This is a genomic window from Streptomyces sp. CNS606 (genome assembly GCF_000426325.1).
The window spans coordinates 103,085-125,780 of the sequence record NZ_AUFD01000020.1 but is presented as its reverse complement, the minus strand read 5'-3'; the positions used below and the strand labels follow the sequence as shown (position 1 = coordinate 125,780).

At 72.7% G+C, this 22,696-nt stretch carries 18 protein-coding genes; 9 read left to right on the top strand and 9 right to left on the bottom strand.

From position 1 onward, the window contains the following. Window positions 1-11 precede the first annotated feature (11 nt). Together K304_RS32945 and ychF are read right to left on the bottom strand one after the other, a co-directional pair. Window positions 12-829 (bottom strand): IS5 family transposase gene (locus K304_RS32945; RefSeq protein WP_106965602.1). Its coding sequence is split into 2 segments (ribosomal slippage): window positions 12-487 and window positions 487-829, totalling 819 coding nucleotides; the frame shifts between segments, so codons are not numbered across the junction. Between the two features lie 237 nt (window positions 830-1,066). After that, window positions 1,067-2,155 (bottom strand): redox-regulated ATPase YchF, encoded by a 1,089-nt coding sequence (gene ychF, locus K304_RS0115690; protein ID WP_027764519.1) that lies wholly within the window; start codon window positions 2,153-2,155, stop codon window positions 1,067-1,069. Window positions 2,156-2,484: 329 nt separating this feature from the next. Between ychF and K304_RS29320 the strand changes: the two genes are divergently transcribed. Beyond that, window positions 2,485-3,084 (top strand): DUF6542 domain-containing protein, encoded by a 600-nt coding sequence (locus K304_RS29320; protein ID WP_106965601.1) that lies wholly within the window; start codon window positions 2,485-2,487, stop codon window positions 3,082-3,084. A 96-nt stretch (window positions 3,085-3,180) separates the two neighbouring features. Here the strand turns inward: K304_RS29320 and K304_RS0115680 are convergent, their stop codons facing one another. Then, window positions 3,181-4,173, bottom strand: a complete 993-nt coding sequence (locus tag K304_RS0115680; protein WP_199779617.1) for a 4-hydroxy-3-methylbut-2-enyl diphosphate reductase — start codon at window positions 4,171-4,173, stop codon at window positions 3,181-3,183. A 42-nt stretch (window positions 4,174-4,215) separates the two neighbouring features. Between K304_RS0115680 and xseA the strand changes: the two genes are divergently transcribed. The 3 genes from xseA to K304_RS0115665 all read left to right on the top strand — a co-directional run bounded on the left by xseA (window position 4,216) and on the right by K304_RS0115665 (window position 6,456). Beyond that, window positions 4,216-5,472, top strand: a complete 1,257-nt coding sequence (gene xseA, locus K304_RS0115675; protein WP_027764517.1) for an exodeoxyribonuclease VII large subunit — start codon at window positions 4,216-4,218, stop codon at window positions 5,470-5,472. 9 nt (window positions 5,473-5,481) lie between these two features. Continuing rightward, window positions 5,482-5,790 carry an exodeoxyribonuclease VII small subunit gene (locus tag K304_RS29315; RefSeq protein WP_051308499.1) on the top strand — a complete coding sequence of 103 codons (309 nt, stop codon included), beginning with the start codon at window positions 5,482-5,484 and terminating at the stop codon, window positions 5,788-5,790. A 72-nt stretch (window positions 5,791-5,862) separates the two neighbouring features. After that, window positions 5,863-6,456: a malonic semialdehyde reductase gene (locus tag K304_RS0115665; protein WP_027764516.1), complete on the top strand. Its 594-nt coding sequence runs from the start codon at window positions 5,863-5,865 to the stop codon at window positions 6,454-6,456. A 33-nt stretch (window positions 6,457-6,489) separates the two neighbouring features. Here K304_RS0115665 and K304_RS0115660 read toward each other — a convergent pair whose 3' ends face one another. Continuing rightward, window positions 6,490-7,032 (bottom strand): DUF4245 family protein, encoded by a 543-nt coding sequence (locus K304_RS0115660; RefSeq protein WP_027764515.1) that lies wholly within the window; start codon window positions 7,030-7,032, stop codon window positions 6,490-6,492. A gap of 296 nt (window positions 7,033-7,328) precedes the next feature. Here K304_RS0115660 and glpX point away from each other — a divergent pair, with 296 nt between their 5' ends. The 5 genes from glpX (at window position 7,329) to K304_RS29305 (ending at window position 14,425) form a co-directional block, all read left to right on the top strand. Continuing rightward, window positions 7,329-8,363, top strand: a complete 1,035-nt coding sequence (gene glpX / locus K304_RS0115655) for a class II fructose-bisphosphatase (RefSeq protein ID WP_027764514.1) — start codon at window positions 7,329-7,331, stop codon at window positions 8,361-8,363. 184 nt (window positions 8,364-8,547) lie between these two features. Beyond that, window positions 8,548-9,303, top strand: coding sequence for a GntR family transcriptional regulator (locus K304_RS0115650; protein ID WP_027764513.1), 756 nt, complete (start codon window positions 8,548-8,550; stop codon window positions 9,301-9,303). A 178-nt stretch (window positions 9,304-9,481) separates the two neighbouring features. Next, window positions 9,482-9,697 (top strand): hypothetical protein, encoded by a 216-nt coding sequence (locus K304_RS34085; protein WP_027764512.1) that lies wholly within the window; start codon window positions 9,482-9,484, stop codon window positions 9,695-9,697. 88 nt (window positions 9,698-9,785) lie between these two features. Beyond that, entirely contained in the window at window positions 9,786-12,425 is a 2,640-nt protein-coding gene (locus K304_RS29310) for a SpoIIE family protein phosphatase (protein ID WP_486591686.1), read from the top strand. 167 nt (window positions 12,426-12,592) lie between these two features. Continuing rightward, the gene (locus K304_RS29305; RefSeq protein ID WP_078529178.1) at window positions 12,593-14,425 is read left to right on the top strand and encodes an ATP-binding SpoIIE family protein phosphatase; all 1,833 of its coding nucleotides are present in this window, start codon (window positions 12,593-12,595) and stop codon (window positions 14,423-14,425) included. A 76-nt stretch (window positions 14,426-14,501) separates the two neighbouring features. Here the strand turns inward: K304_RS29305 and K304_RS0115630 are convergent, their stop codons facing one another. The 5 genes from K304_RS0115630 to K304_RS0115610 all read right to left on the bottom strand — a co-directional run bounded on the left by K304_RS0115630 (window position 14,502) and on the right by K304_RS0115610 (window position 22,512). Next, the gene (locus K304_RS0115630) at window positions 14,502-16,316 is read right to left on the bottom strand and encodes a serine hydrolase (RefSeq protein WP_078529176.1); all 1,815 of its coding nucleotides are present in this window, start codon (window positions 16,314-16,316) and stop codon (window positions 14,502-14,504) included. 192 nt (window positions 16,317-16,508) lie between these two features. Beyond that, the gene (locus K304_RS0115625) at window positions 16,509-17,360 is read right to left on the bottom strand and encodes a formylglycine-generating enzyme family protein (protein WP_486591688.1); all 852 of its coding nucleotides are present in this window, start codon (window positions 17,358-17,360) and stop codon (window positions 16,509-16,511) included. 263 nt (window positions 17,361-17,623) lie between these two features. Continuing rightward, window positions 17,624-19,036 (bottom strand): sulfatase family protein, encoded by a 1,413-nt coding sequence (locus tag K304_RS0115620; RefSeq protein ID WP_027764509.1) that lies wholly within the window; start codon window positions 19,034-19,036, stop codon window positions 17,624-17,626. Between the two features lie 60 nt (window positions 19,037-19,096). Next, the gene (locus K304_RS0115615; protein ID WP_027764508.1) at window positions 19,097-20,521 is read right to left on the bottom strand and encodes a glucoamylase family protein; all 1,425 of its coding nucleotides are present in this window, start codon (window positions 20,519-20,521) and stop codon (window positions 19,097-19,099) included. Window positions 20,522-20,655: 134 nt separating this feature from the next. Continuing rightward, a complete protein-coding gene (locus tag K304_RS0115610) occupies window positions 20,656-22,512 on the bottom strand; it encodes a GH39 family glycosyl hydrolase (RefSeq protein WP_027764507.1) in 1,857 nt (618 codons plus the stop codon). Between the last annotated feature and the right edge of the window lie 184 nt (window positions 22,513-22,696).

The following is a 22,696-nucleotide window of genomic DNA, read 5'->3' as shown; positions in this document are numbered from 1 at the left end:
AAGACCGTGTCCTATGTGGTGAGGCGGGCGAGTCGTTTGTAGCAGCAGAGGGCGGCGGCGAGGCCGAGGAAGGCCAGGTAGTTGCGGGGATGTCGCTCGTAGCGGTGGTTGAGGCGGCGATAGCCGGTCAGCCAGGACATGGTGCGTTCGATGACCCATCGTCGGCGGCCGAGGCGTTCGCTGGAGTCGATGCCCTTGCGGGCGATGCGAACGCCGATGCGTTTGCCGCGTACCCAACGCCGCAGTTCAGGGACGTCGTACGCCTTGTCTGCGTGCAGGCGCCGGGGCTTGAGATGGCGGCCGCGGTGAGGGTCGTGTCTCGTTTGGTGGCCGGCGACCATGGGCTTCAAGGCGCGGCTGTCGTGGACGTTGGCGGCCGAGACGCCGACGAGGAGGGGCAGTCCGTTCCCGTCCGACAGGATGTGCATCTTGGAACCCGGCTTGCCGCGGTCCACGGGACTCGGACCTGTGTGTTCGCCCCCTTTTTGGCCCTGACGTGGGCGGAGTCGAGGACGACGCGTGAGACGTCGAGCAGGTCGGCGTCATCCAGGCGCCGCAGAATCTCCTTATGTAGCCGGCCCCACACCCCCGCACGCGACCAGATGAGGAACCGCCGGTGGGCGGTGGACTTCGATATGCCGAAGCACGGCGGTAACGCCCGCCAGGCACATCCGCTGACCAGGACGTAGATGATGGCGGCGAACACCGTCTCATCAGGCGTGTCCGGCGCCCCGCCGCCCTGCGGCCGGACCCGCGAGGGAGGGATCAGCGGCTTCGCGATCTCCCACAACCCGTCCGGAACGATCCAACTCCACCTACCCCGCCCCATGACCAGCTCAACGACGCCTCACCACATAGGACACGGTCTAAGGCGTCTATCCAGAACGGCAGCATCCGACACGGATCCAGCACGGTATCGATGAGCAGGCGTGATGACAGGTGACGAGAGGTCAGAAAATCCAGCACCTATCCAGCACGGTAAGAATCAAGGGGTCTGACTCCGAAGAGTTAGACCCCATTTGACCTGCATGTTTGCCAGATCAACGAAGTGGTGTTATGTCACCGGCTAGACATTGAAGCGGAACTCCACGACGTCGCCGTCCTGCATGGTGTAGTCCTTGCCCTCCATGCGGGCCTTGCCCTTGGCGCGGGCCTCGGCGACGGAGCCGGTCTCGACGAGGTCCTCGAAGGAGATGACCTCGGCCTTGATGAAGCCCTTCTGGAAGTCGGTGTGGATCACGCCGGCCGCCTCCGGGGCGGTGGCGCCCTTCGCGATGGTCCAGGCGCGGGACTCCTTGGGGCCGGCCGTGAGGTAGGTCTGCAGGCCGAGGGTGTCGAAGCCGACGCGGGCGAGGGTGGCGAGGCCGGGCTCGTGCTGGCCGACGGACTGGAGGAGCTCCACGGCGTCCTCCTCGTCCAGCTCGGCGAGGTCGGCCTCCAGCTTGGCGTTGAGGAAGACGGCCTCGGCCGGGGCGACCAGGGCGCGCTGCTCGTCCTTGAAGGCGTCGTCGGTCAGCTCGTCCTCGTCGACGTTGAAGACGTAGATGAACGGCTTCGTCGTGAGCAGGTGCAGCTCGTGCAGCGGCTCGGCGGCCTCGGTGCCCTGGCGGATGCCGGCGGAGAACAGCGTGCGGCCGTCCTCCAGGATCGCCTGGGCCTCCTGCACGGCCTTGACCTGCGCCTGCTTGTCCTTCTTGATCCGGGCCTCCTTCTCCAGCCGGGGAAGGACCTTCTCGACGGTCTGGAGGTCGGCGAGGATCAGCTCGGTGTTGATCGTCTCGATGTCGTCCGCGGGGGAGACCTTGCCGTCGACGTGGATGACGTTGTCGTCCTTGAAGGCGCGGATGACCTGGCAGATCGCGTCCGACTCGCGGATGTTGTGCAGGAACTGGTTGCCCAGCCCTTCGCCCTTGCTGGCGCCGCGCACGATGCCGGCGATGTCGACGAAGTCGACGTTGGCCGGGATGACCTTCTGGGAGGAGAACAGCTCGGCCAGCTTGTCCAGCCGCGCGTCCGGGAGGCCGACGACGCCCACGTGCGGGTCGATGGTGGCGAACGGGTAGTTCGCCGCCAGCACGTCGTTCTTGGTCAGGGCGTTGAACAGCGTCGACTTGCCGACGTTCGGCAGGCCGACGATTCCGATCGTGAGCGACACGTGGCGACTTCCCGTAGCAGTGTGGGTGGCTTCGACGGCCCGGTGGGGTGCGGGCCAGTCCACCAGTCTACGGGCGCCCTGCTACGGATGCGGACGCCCGTCCGGGGACGGGAAGACCGAGCTGCCGAGCCCACTGCTGCCTCCGGAAGCGGTGCAGTCATATGGCCGAACACCGCCGTCCCGCCCCAACGATGCCACGGGCCCGTGGCCACGGCCATCGAACTGGGGGATGAAGGTGCGCCCGTGCGTGTCTGTGCGGGCGTGGCGGGGGAGAACGTGCCTACCGTGATGGATTGGATCAGCGGAGCCTGAGCGGAGAGGCGAGGTTCATGCGAGAGCTGCGCAGGCCGCCCGGAGGCGGGCCCACCGGGCGGTTCGCCCGCCGTGGACGCCTGGCCGAGGCCGTGGAGCGGCTGCCCCGGCCGAGGCTGACGGCGCTGGGCGTCGGCGTGCTCGTGGTGGTGCTGATGCTGCTGCTCGGGGCGCTGGACGCGCTGCTGCTGGAGGGGCACCGGCCGAGCTACGGCGTGTGCTTCCTGATGGTGGCCGCTGCCGGCGCGTGCTGGGTGCGGCCCGCGGAGCTGTACGCCGCGCCCGTCGCGGCGCCGCTCGCGTTCACGGCCGGGCTGCTGTTCGTCAGTCCGGGGTCGGGCGGCTTCGCCGGGGTGATGATGGGGCTGTTCACCGGCCTGTCGACGGAGGCCGCCTGGGTGTACGGGGGCACGCTGCTGGCCGGGCTGATCGTGCTGGTGCGGCGCGGGCTGGACGCCGCGCGCCGGCGTGCGGAGCGTGCCGAGAACGGCGCGGGCTTCGACGCGCTGCCGGCGGGCGCCACCGCGCTGGGCGCACAGGCGCCCGTCGGTTCGCCCGCGGGAGTGGGCCGCGCCGTCCGTCGCGGCCGGCCCGCCCGCCGCCCGCAGGCGGGCTGACGGCCGGGGCGCGGACGTTCGCGGGCGGGGCGGCGTGCGGACTGCGGGGGCCGGAGTCTGCCCGTCGGCGTCCGCTCGCCGCGTGCGCGGTCCGCGTCAGCGGACCTTGTCGGCGGCCTCGGACCGCAGGTCGCGGCGCAGCTCCTTGGGGAGGGAGAACTGCATGTGCTCCTCGACCGGCTGCACCAGCTCGACGTCCTCCCAGCCGCGCTCCTGGAGCCACTCCAGCACGCCGTCGACCAGGACGTCCGGCACGGAGGCGCCGGAGGAGAGGCCGACCGTGGTGACGCCCTCGAGCCAGGTCTCGTCGATCTCGGAGGCGTTGTCGACCAAGTGGCCGTCCTTGGCGCCGTGCGCGAGGGCCGTCTCGACCAGGCGCACCGAGTTGGAGGAGTTCTTCGAGCCGACGACGAGGACCAGGTCGGCCTCGGCGGCGACCTTCTTGATCGCGGTCTGCCGGTTCTGCGTGGCATAGCAGATGTCGTCGCTGGGCGGGCTGAGCAGGTTCGGATAGCGGCCCTTGATCGCGTCGACCGTCTCCATCGTCTCGTCCACCGAAAGAGTGGTCTGGGACAGCCAGACGACCTTGTCGGGGTCGCGCACCTCCACGTTCCGCACGTCGTCGGGGCCGTCGACGAGGGTGATGTGCTCGGGGGCCTCGCCGCTGGTGCCGATGACCTCCTCGTGGCCGTCGTGGCCGATGAGGAGGATGTCGTAGTCCTCCTTGGCGTACCGGACGGCCTCCTTGTGCACCTTGGTGACCAGCGGGCACGTGGCGTCGATGGTGGCCAGCTTGCCGCGCTCGGCCTCCTCGTGGACGACGGGGGCGACACCGTGCGCGGAGAAGATGACGATCTCGCCCTCGGGGACCTCCTCGGTCTCCTCGACGAAGACGGCGCCCTTCCTCTCCAGGGTCTGCACGACGTACTTGTTGTGGACGATCTCGTGCCGCACGTAGATCGGGGCGCCGTACTGTTCGAGGGCCTTCTCGACGGCGATGACGGCGCGGTCCACGCCGGCGCAGTACCCACGGGGGGCGGCGAGCAGGACGCGGCGGTCGCGGGCAGGCGTTGCAGTCATGACCCCCATCGTACGGGCGGCCTGTCGGCGGGACCCCGTAGCCTCGTCGGCATGGCACTCCAGACGACGGCCGAGACTCCGGTGACGGTCGGGAAGATCTCGCAGCTCATCGGGCAGTGGGTCCACCGGCTGGGCGCGGTGTGGGTGGAGGGCCAGATCACGCAGCTCAATCGCCGTTCGCGGCAGAGCTGGGTGTATCTGACGCTGCGTGACCCGTCGCAGGAGGTCTCGCTGTCCGTGGTGTGCCCGCCGGACGTCTTCGACCGTGTGGGGGACACCGTCACGCAGGGCGCGCGCGTCGTGGTGTACGCCAAGCCGTCGTGGTACGCGCCGCGCGGCTCGCTGTCGCTGCGGGCGACCGACATACGGCCGGTGGGCGTGGGCGAGCTGCTGGTGCGGCTGGAGCAGTTGCGGCGGACGCTGGGTGCGGAGGGCCTGTTCGACGCGGACCGCAAGCGGCCGCTGCCGTTCCTGCCGCAGCGGATCGGCCTGGTGACCGGCCGCGCGTCGGACGCCGAGCGGGACGTGCTCCGGAACGCCGCGCTCCGCTGGCCGGCGGTGCGTTTCGACGTGCGGCAGGTGGCCGTGCAGGGCGTGCACGCGGTGCCGCAGGTCACCGAGGCGGTGCGGGCGCTGGACGCCGACCCGGAGGTGGACCTGATCATCGTCGCGCGCGGCGGCGGCAGCCTGGAGGACCTGTTGCCCTTCTCGGACGAGGGCCTGGTCCGCGCGGTCGCGGCCTGCCGTACGCCGGTGGTGTCCGCGATCGGGCACGAGCGGGACGCGCCGCTGCTGGACCTGGTGGCCGATCTGCGGGCGTCCACGCCCACCGACGCGGCCAAGCGCACGGTGCCGGACGTGGGCGAGGAACGGGAGCGCGTACGGGCGCTGCGCGAGCGGGCGTGGCGGGTGATGGCCGGGTTCCTGGAGCGGGAGGAACGCGGGCTGGCCGACGTGTGCAGCCGTCCCGCGATGGCCGACCCGCACGTGCTGCTGGAGGACCGGGAGGAGGACGTGGCGATGCTGCTCGGGCGCGCCCGCCGCTGCTTCGGGCACCGGCTGGACCGGGCGGAGGACGATCTGACGCACACCCGGGCGCGGGTGGTCGCGCTGTCGCCGGCCGCGACGCTGGAGCGCGGGTACGCCGTGCTCCAGCGGGCGGACGGCGGCGTGGTGCGCAAGCCCGCCGAGGTGGCGCCGGGGGAGGCGCTGCGGGCGCGCGTCGCGGAGGGCGCGTTCGGGGTCACCGTGGACGCGGCCGGCGGTGCGGACGCGGGCGGCGCGGGCGGTGTCGGTGAGGGCGCTTAGCCTGTCGGCATGACGCAGACGCAGGAATCCCCGCTGAGCTACGAACAGGCCCGCGGTGAGCTGGTGGAGGTGGTCCAGCGGCTGGAGGCGGGCGGCTCGACGCTGGAGGAGTCGCTGGCCCTGTGGGAGCGGGGCGAGGAGCTGGCCCGGATCTGCCGGGAGTGGCTGGAGGGCGCGCGGGCGCGGCTGGACGCGGTGCTGGGCGGCGCCGAGGGGGAGGCCGGGAACGCGGGCGCCGAGGCCGAGGACGCGGCGGGCGCCTCCGACGACGGGGCCGGACGGGGCGAGGGTGACGAAGAGGACACCGAGAACGTTTGATTGAAGTTTCAAGGTTTCCTACGGTGACGGGAGCGTCCGAACCGACGACCCCCGCACGTGAGGCTTCGCACCATGGCACTCGCCCTCGACCCGACCGCTCAGGACCTGCTGTTCCGTGAGGCCCACACCGCCCACACGTTCACCGGCGAACCGGTGGACGAGGAGCAGATCGCGGCGGTCTACGACCTGATCAAACTGGCGCCGACGGCCTTCAACCAGTCGCCGCTGCGGATCACGCTGGTACAGAGCGCGGAGGCCCGGAAGCGCCTGGTGGCGCAGATGGCGGAGGGCAACCGGCCCCGGACGGCCACCGCCCCGATGACCGCGATCCTCTCCGTGGACCTGCGCTTCCACGAGCGCCTGCCGGAACTGCTCCCGTCGGCGCCGCACATCAAGGACGCCCACTTCTCCGAGCAGGGGCCGCGGGAGGCGGCGGGAACCTTCAACGCCACGCTCCAGGCCGGTTACTTCCTGCTCGGAGTCCGGGCGGCGGGTCTCGCCGCCGGCCCGATGACCGGCTTCGACGCGGACGGCGTCGACAAGGAGTTCTTCGGCGACGGGCGGCAGAAGGTGCTGCTGGTGGTGAACATCGGCCGCCCCGGGCCGGACGCCTATCGCCCGCGCAACCCGCGCCTCGCGGCGGCCGAGGCCGTCACGACGGTCTGACCCGTCGCCGCGCGGCGACGGCGAGTCCGGGCGTCAGCTCTTCGCGGTGCGGGGCTCGAGCGCCGCAGCCAGCCGTTCGAGCTGCTTCGCGGGTGCCGTGCCGGTGACCACGGTCGTCACGTCCTGCTGGACGCGCACCAGCGCGTCGTACTTCTCGCCCGCGTACCGCGTCCACGTCTCGCCCTCGATGCGCACGGTCCGGCCGGTCTTCTCGGCGCCGTACGTCACGTCGTCGACGAATCCCCGGGGGTCCGCGTCGCTCTGCTCCACGGCGGCGTACTCGTTGCCCGGTGCCATGAAGCCCAGGTGCCACGCGGCTCCGTCGCCGCCCGTCCCCTCGTACCGGACCGAGGTGGCGCGCCACTCCTGCCCAAGCCCCTCCGGGGTGGCGATCGGGTACGGCGCCGCGCGGGAGGCCGTCTTCACCTCGACCGAGTAGTCGACCACCCGGACCGGGTCCTTGCTCCCGTCGTGCGGGATGAACAGGTAGATCACCCCAGCGGCGAGGGCGACCACGGCGACCGAGAACACCATGTCCCGGATCGTCTGGGTGCCGCGCTTCTTCTCTGCTGCCACCCCGCCATGGTCTCTCACGGCCCTCGGCGGCCCGAGACCGGGGCGGCCCGAGTGCCCGGGGGCGTCCCGGTCGGCGCCGCGCCCCGGGCCGCCGAGGCGTCCCGGCCGGCAGGGCGGGGCGCCCCGGGGCGAAAGAGGCATTCCGGCGGGGGAGAACACCCGAGGCGGGGGCACTCGGACGCCGCCCGCCCGGAGAGCGCTCAAACGTGGGCCATGCCGCTCACTCTTTCGAGTGCCTGTATAGAGTCGGGGGAACCCTCGTCCACGGCCGTCGCCGTACAGAAAGGTGCGCTCCGATGACGGAACACCACCACCTGCCCGAACAGCTCGAGCCCGGCCCCGAGGCGCCGGACCGCAACCTCGCCCTGGAACTGGTCCGTGTCACCGAGGCCGGGGCGATGGCCTCGGGGCGCTGGGTCGGGCGCGGCGACAAGAACGGCGCGGACGGCGCCGCGGTGAAGGCCATGCGGACCCTGGTCTCGACCGTGGCGATGAACGGCGTGGTGGTCATCGGCGAGGGCGAGAAGGACGAGGCGCCGATGCTGTTCAACGGCGAGCGCGTCGGCGACGGGCACGGTGCGGAGTGCGACGTCGCCGTGGACCCGGTGGACGGCACGACGCTGACGGCCAAGGGCATGGGGAACGCCGTGTCCGTGCTGGCGGTCGCCGAGCGCGGCGCGATGTTCGACCCGTCGGCCGTCTTCTACATGGACAAGCTGGTCACCGGTCCGGAAGCGGCGGAGTTCGTCGACATCAACGCGCCGGCCTCGGTCAACGTGCGCCGGGTGGCCAAGGCCAAGGGGCTGGCGCCGGAGGACGTCACGGTCGTGGTCCTGGACCGGCCGCGGCACGAGGGCATCGTCAAGGAGATCCGCGAGTCGGGCGCGCGGATCAAGTTCATCTCGGACGGCGACGTGGCCGGCGCCATCATGGCGGTGCGCGAGGGTACCGGTGTGGACATGCTGCTGGGCGTCGGCGGCACCCCCGAGGGCATCATCGCGGCCTGTGCGATCAAGTGCCTCGGCGGCACGCTCCAGGGCAAGCTGTGGCCGAAGGACGAGGCGGAGAAGCAGCGTGCGCTGGACGCCGGTCACGACCTGGACCGGGTGCTGGAGACCGACGACCTGGTCCGTGGCGACAACGTGTTCTTCGTCGCCACCGGCATCACCGACGGGGACCTGCTGCGCGGGGTGCGCTACCGCGCGGAGACCGCTTACACGCAGTCGCTGGTGATGCGGTCCAAGTCGGGCACCATCCGGCAGATCGACTCCACCCACCGGCTGGCGAAGCTCCGCGCCTACAGCGCGGTCGACTTCGACCGGGCCCGCTGACGCCCGGCCTCCTGACTCCCCGGCCCTCCGGCCCCCGACAACCGCCCACTCTCCGGCCGCTCCGCCGTCCTCTCCGGGCCTCTGAGCTGGGGTTCATCACTTCGGGTGAATCCTTGGCCGGATATTGCGCGCTGCGACCCACGGTTGCCAAGCTGTTGCTCACGGTCAAACCCCGGGAGGGTACGTGGCATTCGGTGAGCAGCCCGCATACCTGCGCGTCGCCGGCGATCTCCGGCAGCAGATCGTCGACGGGAGCCTTCCGGCGCACACCCGTCTGCCGTCCCAGGCCCGCATCCGGGAGCAGTACGGCGTCTCCGACACGGTGGCGCTGGAGGCACGGAAGGTGCTGATGGCGGAGGGGCTGGTGGAGGGCCGCTCCGGCTCGGGGACGTACGTCCGTGAGCACCCGGTGCCGCGCCGCGTCGTCCGCACCGGCTACCGGGTGCCGGGGAGTGAGTCCGGCCCGTTCCGGCAGGAGCAGGGGGACGACGAGGTCAAGGGCACCTGGGAGGCGTACAGCGAGCAGGAGGAGGCGTCTCCGGGTACGGCGGAGCGGCTCGGCGTGCAGCCCGGAGCGCGGGTCATGCGCACCCGCTACCTCTTCCGCGAGGAGGGGGAGCCGGTGATGCTCTCCACCTCCTGGGAGCCGCTCACGGTCACCGGCCGCACTCCGGTGATGCTGCCCGAGGAGGGGCCGCTGGGCGGACGCGGAGTGGTCGAACGCATGGCGGGTGTCGACGTGGTGGTGGACAACGTCGCGGAGGAGGTCGGCGCGCGGCCCTGCCTCGCCGACGAAGCGGTGGCGCTGGGCGGCGTTCCCGGCCAGATCGTGCTGGTCGCGCACCGCACGTTCTACGCGGGTGGGCGCCCGGTCGAGACGGCGGACGTCGTGGTGCCCTCCGGTCGTTTCCGGCTCGCGTACCGGATGCCCGTGGGCTGAGGCCCGCGAGGCGCGGAGCCGAGGGCTTTGCCGCAGAGCAGGGAGACCGGCTCAGGAGACGCGCAGGAGCAGGAGCAGGAGGGGAAACGGGGAGAAGTCCGAACGAGCGGCCGAAAACGTTCGCCCTTGGTGCCATGATGAATGCGGTGCGTGAGAGGCGGGTTATAGGCTTTGGCATATGCGGAATGCGAACGGTGACGGCGGTGCCGTACTGCCCTGGCTGCTCATACGCCAGGACGGCCTCGGCAACCGGTACCGCGTGGGAAGCTACGCCACTCGTGACGAGGCCGAGCAGGTCGCCGACCGGCTGGAATCCGGCACGGTGACCTCCGGCGCGGACGCGGGCGCCTACCTGGTGGAATCGCGCGACGGCGGGAGCGGTGCGCGAGGCTGAGCACGTGCAGAATCGGGTATGTAGAGATTAGTCTCACTTGGCCAGGATGTCCGGCCAGGGCGGATACCCGATCAGGGACGTGGGCGGCGTGGCAGAGACCGCGGGACCGGAGGGCGTGAACAGCGAAACGACGCGCGACGGTGTCCGCGCCGCGCCCGCGGACGGGGGTGACGCGCTCGGTGCGGCTCCGGGGCGCCCGCGCGGCGTCTCACCCAACGAAGCGATGTCCTCCCTGCTGGACACACTCCGGCTCGGGGTCGTCATTCTCGACACCCGACGCCGCGTCATGCTGTGGAGCGGCACGGCGGAGGAGATCCTCGGCTGGCTCCCCGGCCGCCTCGTCGGCAAGCCCGTCGAAACGTTCCTGCACCCCTTCGAGGGCAGGAGCCCCGAGCAGCAGGCCGAGGACATCTTCGCCTGCCTGCGCCGCGAACGCCGCTGGCGCGGCATCCTCCGCGTCCACCACGCCGAAGGCCACCCGGTCACCGTGGAGAGCCGTGCGTTCCTGCTCTCCGACGGCGCCGCGGCCCCCTACGTCGCGCTCAGCCTGGCCGACGTCGGCCAGCTCCGCGCCATCGACCACGACCTCGCCGCCCTGCACGCCCTCTTCGGCTCCTCCCCGCTCGGCATCGGACTCTTCGACACCGAACTGCGCTACGTCCGCGTCAACGAGGCCCTGGCCCGGCTCAACGGCGTTCCCGCCGGGGAACACCTCGGCAAGACCGTGCACGACGTGCTGCCGCCCGGCATGGCCGAGGAGATCACCCAGGTGCAGTCCACCGTGCTCCGCACCGGCCGCTCGGTCATCGACCTGGTCACCAACGCCCCCGACGGCATCGGCGCACGGTCGGTGTCCTACAGCCGCCTCACCGACGACTTCGGTCACGTCCTCGGCCTCAGCTGCGCCGTGATGGACGTCTCCGAGCGCCGCGACGCCCTGGAGAAGATCGAACGGGCCCGGCAGCGTCTCGCTCTCCTCGACCACGTCGGCGTCGCCCTCGGCGACTTCCTCGACGTCCGCAACATCGCCCAGGCCCTGGCCACCGCCCTGGTCCCGCGCTTCGCCGACTACGCGGGCGTGATGCTCGTCGGCAACCTGGCGCACGGCGGTGACCTGCCCGGTCGTACACCCACCTCCGGCACTCCCCTGCTCCAGCTGGGCGTCGCCGCCCGCGACCGCGGCCCGTCGGTGCGCCGGATGCTCCGCGTCGGCCAGGACATCGCCTTCGAGTCCGGCTCCTACTTCGGCCGCACCCTCTCCACCGGCGCCCCCCACCTCATCACCTCCCAGGAGGAGTTGCGCGCCGCGACCTACGCCGACGACCCCAAGGTCGTCGCCGCGCTGGACCTGGGCATCCACTCGCTGATGGTGGTCCCGCTCCGCGCCCGCGGCATCGTGCTGGGCCTGCTGGTCGTCAGCCGCGCCACGGAGAGCGACCCCTTCGACCACGACGACCTGGCGCTCGCCATGGAGCTGGCAGACCGGGCCGGCACCTCCCTGGACAACGCGCGCCTCTACGCCCGTGAGCGCGAGGGCGCCCTGATGCTGCAACGGACCCTGCTGCCGCAGTCCGTGCCCTCGCCGCCGGGCGTGCAGGTCGCCTACCGGTACGTGCCCGGCAGCAGCGGCACCGAGGTCGGTGGGGACTGGTTCGACGTCATCCCGCTGGCGGGCGGCCGGGTCGCGCTCGTCGTCGGCGACGTCACCGGGCACGGTCTGCGGGCCGCCGCGACCATGGGCCGGCTCCGCACCGCCGTCCGCACGCTGGCCGGCCTGGACCTGCCGCCGGACGAACTGCTGCGCCGCGTCAACGACCTGGCCGACGACCTCGCGCCCGGGCCCGACGACCCCCTGCTGGCCACCGCCCTCTACGCCGTCTACGACCCCACCACCCGCCGCTGCCACCTCGCCAAGGCCGGACACGTGCCGCCCCTGCTCCTGATGCCCGGACCGGAGGGAGGCTGGCGGTCCCGGGTCCTCGACCTGCCGTCCGGGGCGCCGCTGGGCGTCGGCGGCGTGCACTTCGAGACCACCGAACTGGAGGTGGAGGACGGCGCGGTGCTCGTCCTCTACACCGACGGCCTGATCGAGAACCGCGGCGAGGACATCACCGACGGCATCGAACGCCTCCGCGACCTGCTCTGCGCCCGTACGCCGGCGCCCTCACTCGATGACGCCTGCGACGCCGTCGTCGCCACCCGCGCTTCCAGCGGCGCCCGCGGCGACGGCTCCCGCGGTGCGTTCGCCGGAGCCGTCCGTCTCGGGGACGAGCCGCACCGTTCCCGGTCCGCCTCGCCGTCGGTGCCGGCCGACGACGCGGCGCTGCTCATGGCGCAGCTCGGCGGCCTTCCCGAAGGCAGCGCCGCCTCCTGGACGTTCTCCGCCGAGAGCTACGCGGTGCGCCGTGCCCGCTCGGTCGTCCGCGACACCCTGCGGGACTGGAACCTGCACGAACTCATCGACAGCACCGAGCTGTTGGTCAGCGAACTGGTCACCAATTCGCTCCGCTACGCGCATGGACCGATCGGTGTCCGCATGGTCCGCGGGGGTTCGCTGCTGGTCGAGGTCTCCGACCCGCTGCCCGACCCGCCGCAGCCGCGCAGCGCCACCGAGGAGGACGAGGGCGGCCGCGGCATCCAGTTGGTCGCCCGGGAATCCCGCAGGTGGGGGACCCGCCACGGCCCGCTGGGGAAAACAGTCTGGTTCGAGCTCCCGCTGCCTGGTTAGGAGACATCAAGGACCCTGCGAACGGGGGGTCGAGCAGGACGGTGCCTGCGGGCGTTCCGCCGAATACCGGAAGAACGTGTGCAGTGACCGGGAAGGGTATGGCGCGTGGGCACGGACCTGCGACAATGCTCCGACCCGGGCGGACACCGGTGAGGGAAGGGGCGGCGTTGAGTGACATCCCAGTCGAGGCGGCAGGCAAGCCCGACGACGTACGGCGTGCCCTGGCGCTGCTGAACGCCGCCGGAGCGCGCATCGGCAACACCCTCGACCTGGAGACCACGGCCCGCGAACTCCTGGACGTCGCCGTGCCGCAGTTCTGCGACCTGGCGTCCGTCGACCTGTACCAGGCCGTGCTGATCGGCGACGAACCGCCCGCGGCCGGTGCCAACGAGGGCACCGGCGAACTGCGCCGGGTCGCCTTCGCCAGCTCCGTCTCCGACGCGCCGCTGCCCCTGCCCTCCGACGCCGGCGACGCCGACGCCGGTCCGGTCTCCGTCGGCTCCATGCACTGCTACGCCGCCGACTCCGCCGGGGCCGAGGCGCTGCGCACCGGCCGGGTGCAGCGGGTCACCGGCCGCGACGACGGTTCCGTGCCGGTGCAGTTCGGCGCCGTGGTGCAGTCCACGCTGGCGGTGCCGATGGTCGCCCGGGAACGAGTCCTCGGCCTCGCGCACTTCTCCCGCGCGAAGGGCAGCGGCGCGTTCGGCGAACGGGATGCCGCGCTGGCTGCCGAACTCGCCGCCCGGGCCGCGGTGTTCCTCGACAACGCCCGCCTCTACCGGCGCGAGCACGAGCGGGCGCTCATCCTCCAGCGCAGCCTGCTCCCACCGGGCAACCCGGAGGCGGCGGGGCTCGACATCGCGTGCCGCTACCTGCCGGGCAATCCGGCCACCGAGGTCGGCGGGGACTGGTTCGACGTCATCGAACTCCCCGGTCACCGCACCGCGTTGGTCGTCGGCGACGTGATGGGCCGCGGTCTGCGCGCCGCCGTCGCCATGGGCGAACTCCGCACCGCCGTGCGCACGCTGGCGCTGCTGGACACCGAACCGGCCGAAGTGCTCGGTGCCCTCGACGAGATCGCCCAGGGGCTCGGTGCCGCACCCAGCGACAGCCGGCGCCGCCGCGCCCGCTGGCAGCACAGCAACAGCGCCGACGACCTCGCCGAGGTCTACCTCGCCACCTGCGCCTACGCCGTCTACGACCCGGTCACCCGGCGCTGCACGTTCGCCAACGCCGGCCACCTGCCGCCCGTCCTGCTGGAGCCGGACCCCGACGACCCGGACGCCGGGGCGCTGCTGCTGGAGGTCCCCAAGGGCGTGCCGCTCGGCGTCGGCGGCGAGCCGTTCGAACAGGTCGAGGTGGAACTGCCGGACGGCGCGCTGTTCGCGCTGTACACCGACGGCCTCGTCGAGTCCCGCGACCATCCGCTGGACGAGGGCCTCAACGCGCTGCGCCGCGCTCTGGCCAGGCCGCCCAAGGCCCTGGAGGACGTGGCCGACCGGGTGCTCGGCGACCTGGACGTGCACCACGGCGAGGACGACATCGCGTTGCTGGTCGCCCGCGTGCACGGCCTGCCCGCCGGGTCGGTGGGCGACTGGTACCTCGAACCCGAGCCGCAGTCCGTCGCCCGCGCCCGGGACATGGCCGTCGAGCAGCTCGCCGGCTGGGGCCTGAACGAACTCGCCGACACCACCGAACTGCTCGTCAGCGAACTCGTCACCAACGCGCTGCGGCACGGCGAGGGCGAGATACGCCTGCGGCTGCTGCTGGACCGCACCCTGGTCTGCGAGGTCTGGGACTCCGGCCTGGTCCAGCCGCGCCGCCGCCGCGCCCGCGCCACCGACGAGGGCGGCCGCGGACTCCAGCTCGTGCAGCTGCTCAGCCAGGCGTGGGGCAGCCGGCGCACACCGCACGGCAAGACGGTGTGGTTCGAGGTGGCCCTGCCCGACGGGGACAGCAAGCCGAAGGACCCGACCGAAGCGCTGCTCAGCCTGTTCTGAGCACACCCCGGCCGGGCCCGGACGGTTCCGGAGGGTCCGCCCGCCGCCGGCACGGGCCGGGCGGGGCGGGCGGGGATCAGTCCGCGGATTCGGTCCAGCCCTCCGCACGGATGCGGTCGTTGTCCCACGGCCGGACGGACAGGAACACCGGCCGGTGCCCGTCGAGCACCCGGATGTCGTCCACGTAGACGCCCCGTCCCTGGTAGAGCGAGTCCGTGACGTACCGCCAGCGCACCGCGGTCACCCCGTCCGGCAGCTCGGCCCGTCCGCGCAGCCGGCGGCGCGCCGCGAAGCCGGAGAACGCGCCGTCGTCCGCCGCCCACCGGTGGTCGTCGCCGGCCCGCAGCTCCAGCCGCACCGGCTGCCAGTCCTCGTCCCCCGGGTCGGCGGCCGTGGTCGCCTCCACCGTGCACACGTCGCTGGCCTCGGTGTCGTACCAGAGCCGGAAGCTCAGCGAGGCGTCGTCGCGCACCGGGCGGCGCAGCGGCACCTCCAGGGTGGCGGTCGCCTCGTCCTCCTGCCCGGAGAACCAGGCGTACCGGCCGACGGGCGGACGAACCGGCAGCGCGCGTCCCAGCCGGCGGGCGGGCTGCCGCCGGTAGGAACTGGTCGTGCCCCACTCGCGGGTCGGATGGACCCGGTTGGTGAGCAGCACGTACAGCATGCCCTCGAGCGGATCGCCCACCAGGCAGGTGCCGGTGTATCCGGTGTGCCCGAAGGCGACCGGCGAGCTGAGGCAGTCCATGTAGAAGCGCTGGTCCAGCTGCCAGCCCAGACCGCGCGCCGCGCCGCCGCCGAACCGCCCGTTCCGGTTGGTCAGCATCGACCGGACGGTGTCCTCCCGGAGCAGCCGGGTGCCGCCGTACGTGCCGCCGTTCAGCACCATCTGCCCGAACACCGCCATGTCGGCGGCGGTGGAGAAGACCCCGGCGTGGCCGGCGACGCCGCCGAGGTAGTAGGCGTTCTCGTCGTGCACGGTGCCGCGCACCATGCCGCGGTCCGTCCACGGCTGGTACTCGGTCGCCGCGACGCGGTCCAGCTTGGCGGCCGGCGGGTTGTAGCCGGTGTCGCGCAGACCCAGCGGCCGGGTGATCAGCTCGGCGACCAGGGTGTCCAGGCCCTTGCCGGTCAGCTCCTCCACGATCCGTCCGGCGGTGATCAGGTTCAGGTCGGAGTACGTGTAGTCGCTGCCCGGTTCGAAGTCCAGCGGCTGGGCGTAGATCGCCGCCATCCGCGCCGCGTTGTCCGGGTAGTCGGCGAGGCTCATCCACGCCTTCATGCCGGAGGTGTGCGTCAGCAGCATCTCGACGGTGACCGGTGCCTTCGCCGGGTCGGCGGCCGCGAAGTCGGGCAGGTACCGCGACACCGGCGCGGAGAGGTCGAGGTCGCCGCGTTCGGCGAGGATCGTCAGCACGACCGAGGTGTACAGCTTCGACACCGAGGCCATGTCGAAGAGCGTGTCGGGCCGCATGTCGACCCAGTCCTCGCGCGGCAGTTCGACCGGCGCGCCCGCCTCCGCGTCCCAGCTCGCGTAGCGCAGCGCGTGACCGCGCGCCTCGTGCTCCACGATCACGCCGTGCCGCGCGGCGAGGACCACGAAGCCGGGATGGGACGGCTCGGGACGTCCCGGGCCGGGGGCCATGAACTCGGCGGCCGTCGGCGTGATCCGTGCGACGTGCTCGGCCAGCAGGCCCGCGCGCTGCGGACTGCCGGGGCGCAGCGTCCGTGGACGGAACCGCAGGTCGTCGGGCGTGACGGTGGGCGGGCCGGGCACTCCGGACGGGGCCGGTGCCGCCCCCGCCGGCGACGCCCCCGCGAGGCTCAGCGCGCCCGGCACCGCGGCCAGGCCACCCACCGCACCCGCTGCGCCCAGGAACTGACGACGTCTCATTGCCACACCTCGGGTTCTCGACGACCGGCCACTCGTGCGGCAGCGTAGTCAGCCCGCGGTGATCTGCACCCCGGCGTGCGGACACGCCGTTGGTACGACCTCTGACGGAGGACGGCGGCACGGGCGTCGTCCGGTGGGGGAGTCGCCGGGGAGTCCGGGGACGACCACGCGCGGACGGTCCGCGACGCGGGTTCAGCGTGCCACGCGGAAACCGGTGTTGCCGCTGGAGCTGTCCGGCGTGTTCCCCATCCGCGCGGACGTGCGGTAGCGCAGGCAGTACGACTCGTGGCACAGGTGCGAGCCGCCGCGCAGCACCCGGGCCTGCCCGACGGGCGGCCCGGCCGGGTCCGTGCGCGGGCCCCGCTTGTGGAAGCCGGGGCTGAACCAGTCGGCGCACCACTCCCACACGTTGCCGGTCATGTTCCACAGTCCGAACGCGTTCGCCTCGAACGCGTCGACCGGGCAGGTGGCGGCGTAACCGTCCGCCGCGGTGTTCCGGTCGGGGAAGGTGCCGCGCCAGATGTTCATCCGCGGCTCCCCGCCCGGGTCGCGCTCGGCGCCCCACGGGAACGGCTGCTGCTCCAGGCCGCCGCGCGCCGCGTACTCCCACTCGGCCTCGGTGGGAAGGCGTACGCCCGCCCAGGCGCAGTACGCGACGGCGTCGGCGTGGCTGACGTGCACCACGGGATGGTCGCGGCGGGCGGCGGTGTCCGTGCCGGGGCCCTCGGGGTGGTTCCAGTCCGCGCCGAACACCTGCCGCCACCAGGGTGTGGCCGCGGCGCCGCGGGTGGGCGCGGCGTCCCGCGGCAGGAACCCGGCGAAGACGAACGACCAGCCGAACCGTTCGGCGTCCGTGGTGTGGCCGGTGGCCTCCGTGAAGGCGGCGAACTCGGCGACGGTGACGGCGGTGGCGGCCAGGGAGAACGGGGAGACGGCGACCTCGCGGACGGGGCCCTCGCCGTCGGCGGGGTAGGGCCCGTCGGCGGAGCCCATGAGGAAGGGACCGCCCGCGAGGGAACGCCACCCGCCGTGCGGCTCCCGCATCACGCCGCCGGGTCCGGCGCCCGGCGCGCCGTGCGACGGCGCCGCGGCGTGGGGTGCTTCGGCGGGGGGCGCACCCTCGCGGGCGGGCGCGCAGCAGGCGCGGGGTGCGGGGTCGCTCACGCTGTGTGCCTCTCCGTCCACGCCGGTCTCCGTCCACGCCGGTCTCCGCACATGTTCCCGGCGGTGGGCGTCCGCGCCAAATCCTCCGCGCGGCCGCGCGGAGGATTTGGCGCGGGGGATGCCCTCGCCGTACGTCCCCCGGCTCAGCCGGGGGCGTCGCCGTACTGGCGCTGGAGCGCCGAGAGCTCCGCCTCCAGCGCGCGCCGCACCTCCGTGTATCCGGGGTCGGCGTACACGTTGCGCAGCTCGTCCGGGTCGGCCTCCAGGTCGAACAGCTCCCACGCCGGCTCCCGCGGAACGTCCCGCGCTCCCGAGGCGCCGGAGCCGTGCCCCGGATAGTGGATCAGCTTGTGTGTGGCCGTCCGCACGCCGTAGCTGGCGGGGACGCCGTGGTCGTGGTCCATGTGCATCCAGTACCGGTAGTACACAGACGACCGCCAGTCCGCGGGGGTGTGCCCCTCCAGCAGCGGGCGGATGCTGCGCCCCTGCATCCGCGGGTGCGCGTCCACGCCGGCCAGGTCCAGCAGCGTCGGCGCGAAGTCGATGTTGGCCACCAGGTCGTCGTTCACCGTTCCCGGGGCGACCAGTCCGGGCCACCGCACCACCAGCGGAATCCGCAGGGACGGGTCGTACATGAAGCGCTTGTCGAACCAGCCGTGCTCCCCGAGGAAGAACCCGTGGTCGGAGGTGTACGCGACGGCCGTCCCGTCCTCCAGCCCCGCGACGTCGAGGTAGTGCAGCACCCGGCCCACGTTCTCGTCCAGGGCGGCGACGACCCGCAGGTAGTCCTTGATGTAGCGCTGGTAGCGCCACTCCCGTTCCTCCCGCTCCGAAAGCCCCTCCGGCACGGGGGCCTTGAGGTCGAAGTCCTGGAGGTCGGACATCCGCATCCGCGCCTCGGCGGCCTCGGGGACACGGCCGCCGCCGTAGTCGTCGTGCAGGGTGGCCGGTACCGGCATGTCCCGGTCCTCGTACAGCCGCAGGTGCCGCTCCGCGGGCTCGAACGCGCGGTGCGGCGCCTTGTGCTGCACGAGCAGGGCGAACGGCCGGTCCCTGTCGCGCCGGTCCAGCCACCGCAGCGCCAGGTCGGTGATGACGTCCGTGACGTAACCCTGGTAGGTGCGTGAGCCGTCCGCCGTGAGGAACGTCGGGTCGTGGTAGACGCCGTGTTCGGGGAGGATCTCCCAGTGGTCGAAGCCGCGCGGGTCGCTGTCGCCGCCGTGCCCGAGATGCCACTTGCCGACGAGGGCCGTCTGGTAGCCGGCGGCCTGGAGCATCTCGGGGAACGACGGCTGCGTCGCGTCGAAGACGTGGTCCGGCGCCTGGAGCGAGGTCATGCCGTTGACGTGACCGTAGGTGCCGGTGAGCAGCGTCGCGCGCGCGGGAGTGCAGATCGCGTTGGTGCAGAAGGTGTTGTCGAAGCGCATGCCCTCCGCCGCCAGCCGGTCGACCGCCGGGGTACGGCACAACGCGCTGCCGTACGCGCCGATGGCCGGCACCGCGTGGTCGTCGGTCATGAACAGCAGCAGGTTGGGCGGCTGGGCGGTGGAGGGCACGCGTACTCCGTTCCGTGCGGGGCGAGAGGCGAGGCGAGGCGGGGCGGGGCCCGGGCGGGCCTACGCTATGCCGAAGTCCTCCCGCCGCAGCAGGGGCCGCACGCGCCGGGCGAAGCCGCCCCGCCGGAACGGGCGCTGCAGCGTGCCGGGCCGGAGCACCTGCGCCAGCGCGGCGGCGATCATGCCCTGGTCGAGGGCGAGCATCGCGCCGCTGACGGTGCCGTCGCGCACGTCGACGGAGTCGCGGAAGCCGAGCCCGTCGTGGTACGCGTCGAAGTCCCGTTCGATGCGGAGCAGGTTGGCGACGGCGTGCCCGCGGGCGAACGGCATGGCGAGGAAGGAGGCGTGCGGCGTGACGACGCCCTTGGAGGTGTAGCCCTCCGTCTGCATGCCGACGGCGTCGACCCCGTACTCGCTGTACCCGCCGGCCGGGACGTTGGCGGGGGAGAAGCCCCAGTAGCCGTAGTCCTCCTCGCGCAGCCCGTGCTCGATCTGACTCCACACGTGCCGCCGGTGGTTGACGCCCCACGAGTGCGGCGACCACTCGCCCTCGGGCACGAACAGCGGCACCATCAGCGCCTCGAACATCGACCCGCCCCAGGACGGCACGATCTTCTTCCCGCGGTAGGTGTAGTGGCCGCGCCACACGCGGAAGCCGTCGACCTCCGCCCACTCGCCGGCCGGCTCCTGCTCCTGGCCCATGCCGGGCAGCAGGGTGCGGAAAACGTGCCAGTAGTGCTCGCCGGGCACCGTGCCGTCGGCGATGCCGAGGTAACTGGCCATGCGGGGCTCGGTGTTGAGCGCGCCGTACCAGTGGCCGGTGTAGGTGTCGTCGTCGGTCCAGTAGCCGCCCTTGAGCTGGCCCGGGTGCTGCACCGGGTCGTCGGCGTCGAAGGGCGTGTAGTAGAACGACCAGTCCGCGTCGGCCAGCAGAGCCCGGACGCGCGGCCGCAGGGCCGGGTCGGCGTCGGCGGCGATGCGCAGCCCGGTGACCAGCCAGGCGTTGTCCACCGACGACAGGAACGGGCGGACCGGGTCGCCGGTCTCCGGCCACTCGGTGAGCACCTCGCCGGTGTGCGCGTCGTACCAGTTGAGCCAGAATCCGTGGGCGCGTTCCAGCCGCTCCACGGCGGCGACCGTGCGCCTCAGGCGGCGGCGCATCGCGTCCCCGTCGACGACGCCGAGGCGGGCGGCGGCGACCGTGGCCCACAGGCCGCAGCCGATGTTGGTGGGCGAGGTGTTGGTGCTCTGCACCGGCGCGTCGCCGCTCACGTCGATCTTGTCGGTGGTGAGACCGAAGTCGGTGTACATGGCGTCCAGGGACCGGTAGGTGTCCCGGAACCAGCGGCGCAGCAGCGCCTCGGTGTCCCGGCCGCGCGGTGCCCCTGCGGGGACGGCGGGGGCGCTGTTCGCTGCGACGGGGGCGGCCAGCGCGAGCGCCGCCGTGGCGCCCGCTCCGGCGCCGAGGAAGGTACGTCGTTCCACGGTGTGCGACTCCTTCGGTGTGCGGGGTGAGGGGTGTGTGTGGGGGGGGGGGGGGGGGGGGGTGGGGGAGGGGAGACCGGGGCCCGGTGTCAGGGCCGGGCCCCGGACGTCATGCGGGGCGCCTCATGCCGGGCTCAGGCCCGGGTCAGGCGCAGCGCCCGGATTCCGGGCATCGGCAGGTCGACGGTCACCTCGACGGTGCCGTCGCCGTCGGCCGTCACGGCGGGCAGCGATTCCTCGGGCAGCCGGTCGGCCTCCCGCAGCCGCGTCCACTGCCGCTCGTCGGGCCAGTCGGCGCCGGTCTCGTTCAGCTCGTCCCACAGGGCCTTGAGGTTGCCGTGCTGCTGGTCCACCGCCCGTACGCCCACCGCGTACGAGGCACCCGGCGCGAGCCCGGTGACGCGCACCGTCGCCGTGCGGTCCAGTGCGCGGGCGCCGTCGATCTTCGACTGGTCCAGAGTGCCGTTCCACACCAGGACGTCGACCGTGGAGGTGTCGTCGGCGCGGGTGGCGAGGGCCTCGGTCAGTGCTCCGGCGCCGTCGCCCGCGACGTCCACCGGCATCCGGCCGCCGGCGAGCCGGTTCAGCAGGTCGAGGGCCCAGAAGCGCGGCTTGCGCAGGTTGCCGACCGTCAGCAGGCCGAAGCCGCCGTGGAAGAGCCTCGGCGGGCGGCCCAGCTCCTCGAAGTGGTCGGTGGCCACCCAGTAGGCCAGGCAGTCGGTGGAGGCCAGCGCGCTCTTCATGCCGCGCAGCACGAAGGGGGCGGCGAAGACGGAGTCGCTGACCCGGTGGAAGTGGGTGGGGGTGACGCCCCACTCGGTCCACAGGATCTCCGGTTCCGGTTTGCCGGTGGCCTCGGCGAACGACCGGGTCTGCGGGCGGAAGTCGAGCGGGGCGTTGCCGTAGGTGTGGGTGGAGACGAAGTCGATCGGCACGTCGTGCTCGCGGCAGTACTCCAGCAGCGGGCCGACCCAGCCGGCCGCCGCCGAGGAGGGGCCGCCGACGGGGATGCGCGGGTCGACGGCCTTGATGGCGCGCACGGCCTTCTCGTACAGCAGGTGGTACTGCTCCTGCGTGCCGTTCCAGAACACCTCGAGGTTGGCCTCGTTCCAGACCTCGAACTCCCAGGTCGCCACCTCGTCGGCGCCGTACCGTTCGCGCAGGTGCCGGGTGAGGTCGCCGCAGAGCGCCGCCCAGCGCTCCCAGTTGCGCGGGACGGAGGCGATGCCCCGGTACTCGAAGACGGTGTAGTCCGGCTCCGCGGCCAGTTCGGCGGGCATGAAGGAGAGTTCGACGACCGGCTTGAGGCCGGTGGCCAGGAAGCGGTCGTACACCTCGTCCAGGCCGGAGAAGTCGAACGAGCCGTCCTCGCGCACCTGGACGCACTCCGGCAGGAACGTGCCGTGCGCGCGGACCGTGCGGACGCCCAGTTCGTCGCGGACGATGCCGAGCGCCCGGGCGTACTCGGCGGCGACGTCGGATCCGCCGGGGCCGGGGCCTTCCGGCCAGGTGAGCATCGACAGGTGCTCGGCGCCGATCATCCGGTTCCACACCCCGGGCAGCGGCTCGGTGGGGGCGGCGGCGTTGGCGGTGACGGTCACCTGCGCGGGGGCGGTGCCGGGCGCGACGGGGCAGCCGGACACGGGGTTCTCGGTCATCGGGCCGGGGCCGGCGTCGGTCCAGGAGGCGACCTTGTACCAGTGGCCGCGGCCGGCTTCGGCCAGGGTGTCCGCGTACGGCGGGTGCGGCACGGCCAGCACGTCGCCGCCCAGGTGGTCGAGGGGTTCGTAGGGGCCGTCGACCGAGGCCGAGCGGTACACCAGGTAGCCGAGCGCGCCCGGCACCGGCTGCCAGTCCAGCAGCACGTGTCCGGTGCCGTCCTGGGAGCGCAGCCCGGTGGGGGCGGGCAGGTCGGCGGTGCCGGTCAGCGGCCGGTCGCTCGGGAGGCCGATGCGCTGCTCCCAGTCGAGGCGGGCGTTCTTCTCGGTCATGTGGGGGAACCTCCATGGATGCGCTTACATCGCGGCCGTGCTCAGGCCCCACGATGCGCGATGGGCGTATGTCCCGGGAAGGAACGGGACGCGGGTCGGGACGAGAGGGGACGGGACGAGACGGGACGTCAGGGGACGAGACGGGACGGGACGGTGGGACGGACGCGTGCGGGTGACCGCCTCC

Coding starts and splice junctions, on each gene's coding strand:
- K304_RS29320 (WP_106965601.1), top strand. CDS start 2,485: ATGCGAGAGCTGCGCAGGCCGCCCGGAGGCGGGCCCACCGGGCGGTTC.
- K304_RS0115680 (WP_199779617.1), bottom strand. CDS start 4,173: ATGGGGGTCATGACTGCAACGCCTGCCCGCGACCGCCGCGTCCTGCTC.
- xseA (WP_027764517.1), top strand. CDS start 4,216: ATGGCACTCCAGACGACGGCCGAGACTCCGGTGACGGTCGGGAAGATC.
- K304_RS29315 (WP_051308499.1), top strand. CDS start 5,482: ATGACGCAGACGCAGGAATCCCCGCTGAGCTACGAACAGGCCCGCGGT.
- K304_RS0115665 (WP_027764516.1), top strand. CDS start 5,863: ATGGCACTCGCCCTCGACCCGACCGCTCAGGACCTGCTGTTCCGTGAG.
- glpX (WP_027764514.1), top strand. CDS start 7,329: ATGACGGAACACCACCACCTGCCCGAACAGCTCGAGCCCGGCCCCGAG.
- K304_RS34085 (WP_027764512.1), top strand. CDS start 9,482: ATGCGGAATGCGAACGGTGACGGCGGTGCCGTACTGCCCTGGCTGCTC.
- K304_RS0115630 (WP_078529176.1), bottom strand. CDS start 16,316: ATGAGACGTCGTCAGTTCCTGGGCGCAGCGGGTGCGGTGGGTGGCCTG.
- K304_RS0115625 (WP_486591688.1), bottom strand. CDS start 17,360: ATGCGGGAGCCGCACGGCGGGTGGCGTTCCCTCGCGGGCGGTCCCTTC.
- K304_RS0115610 (WP_027764507.1), bottom strand. CDS start 22,512: ATGACCGAGAAGAACGCCCGCCTCGACTGGGAGCAGCGCATCGGCCTC.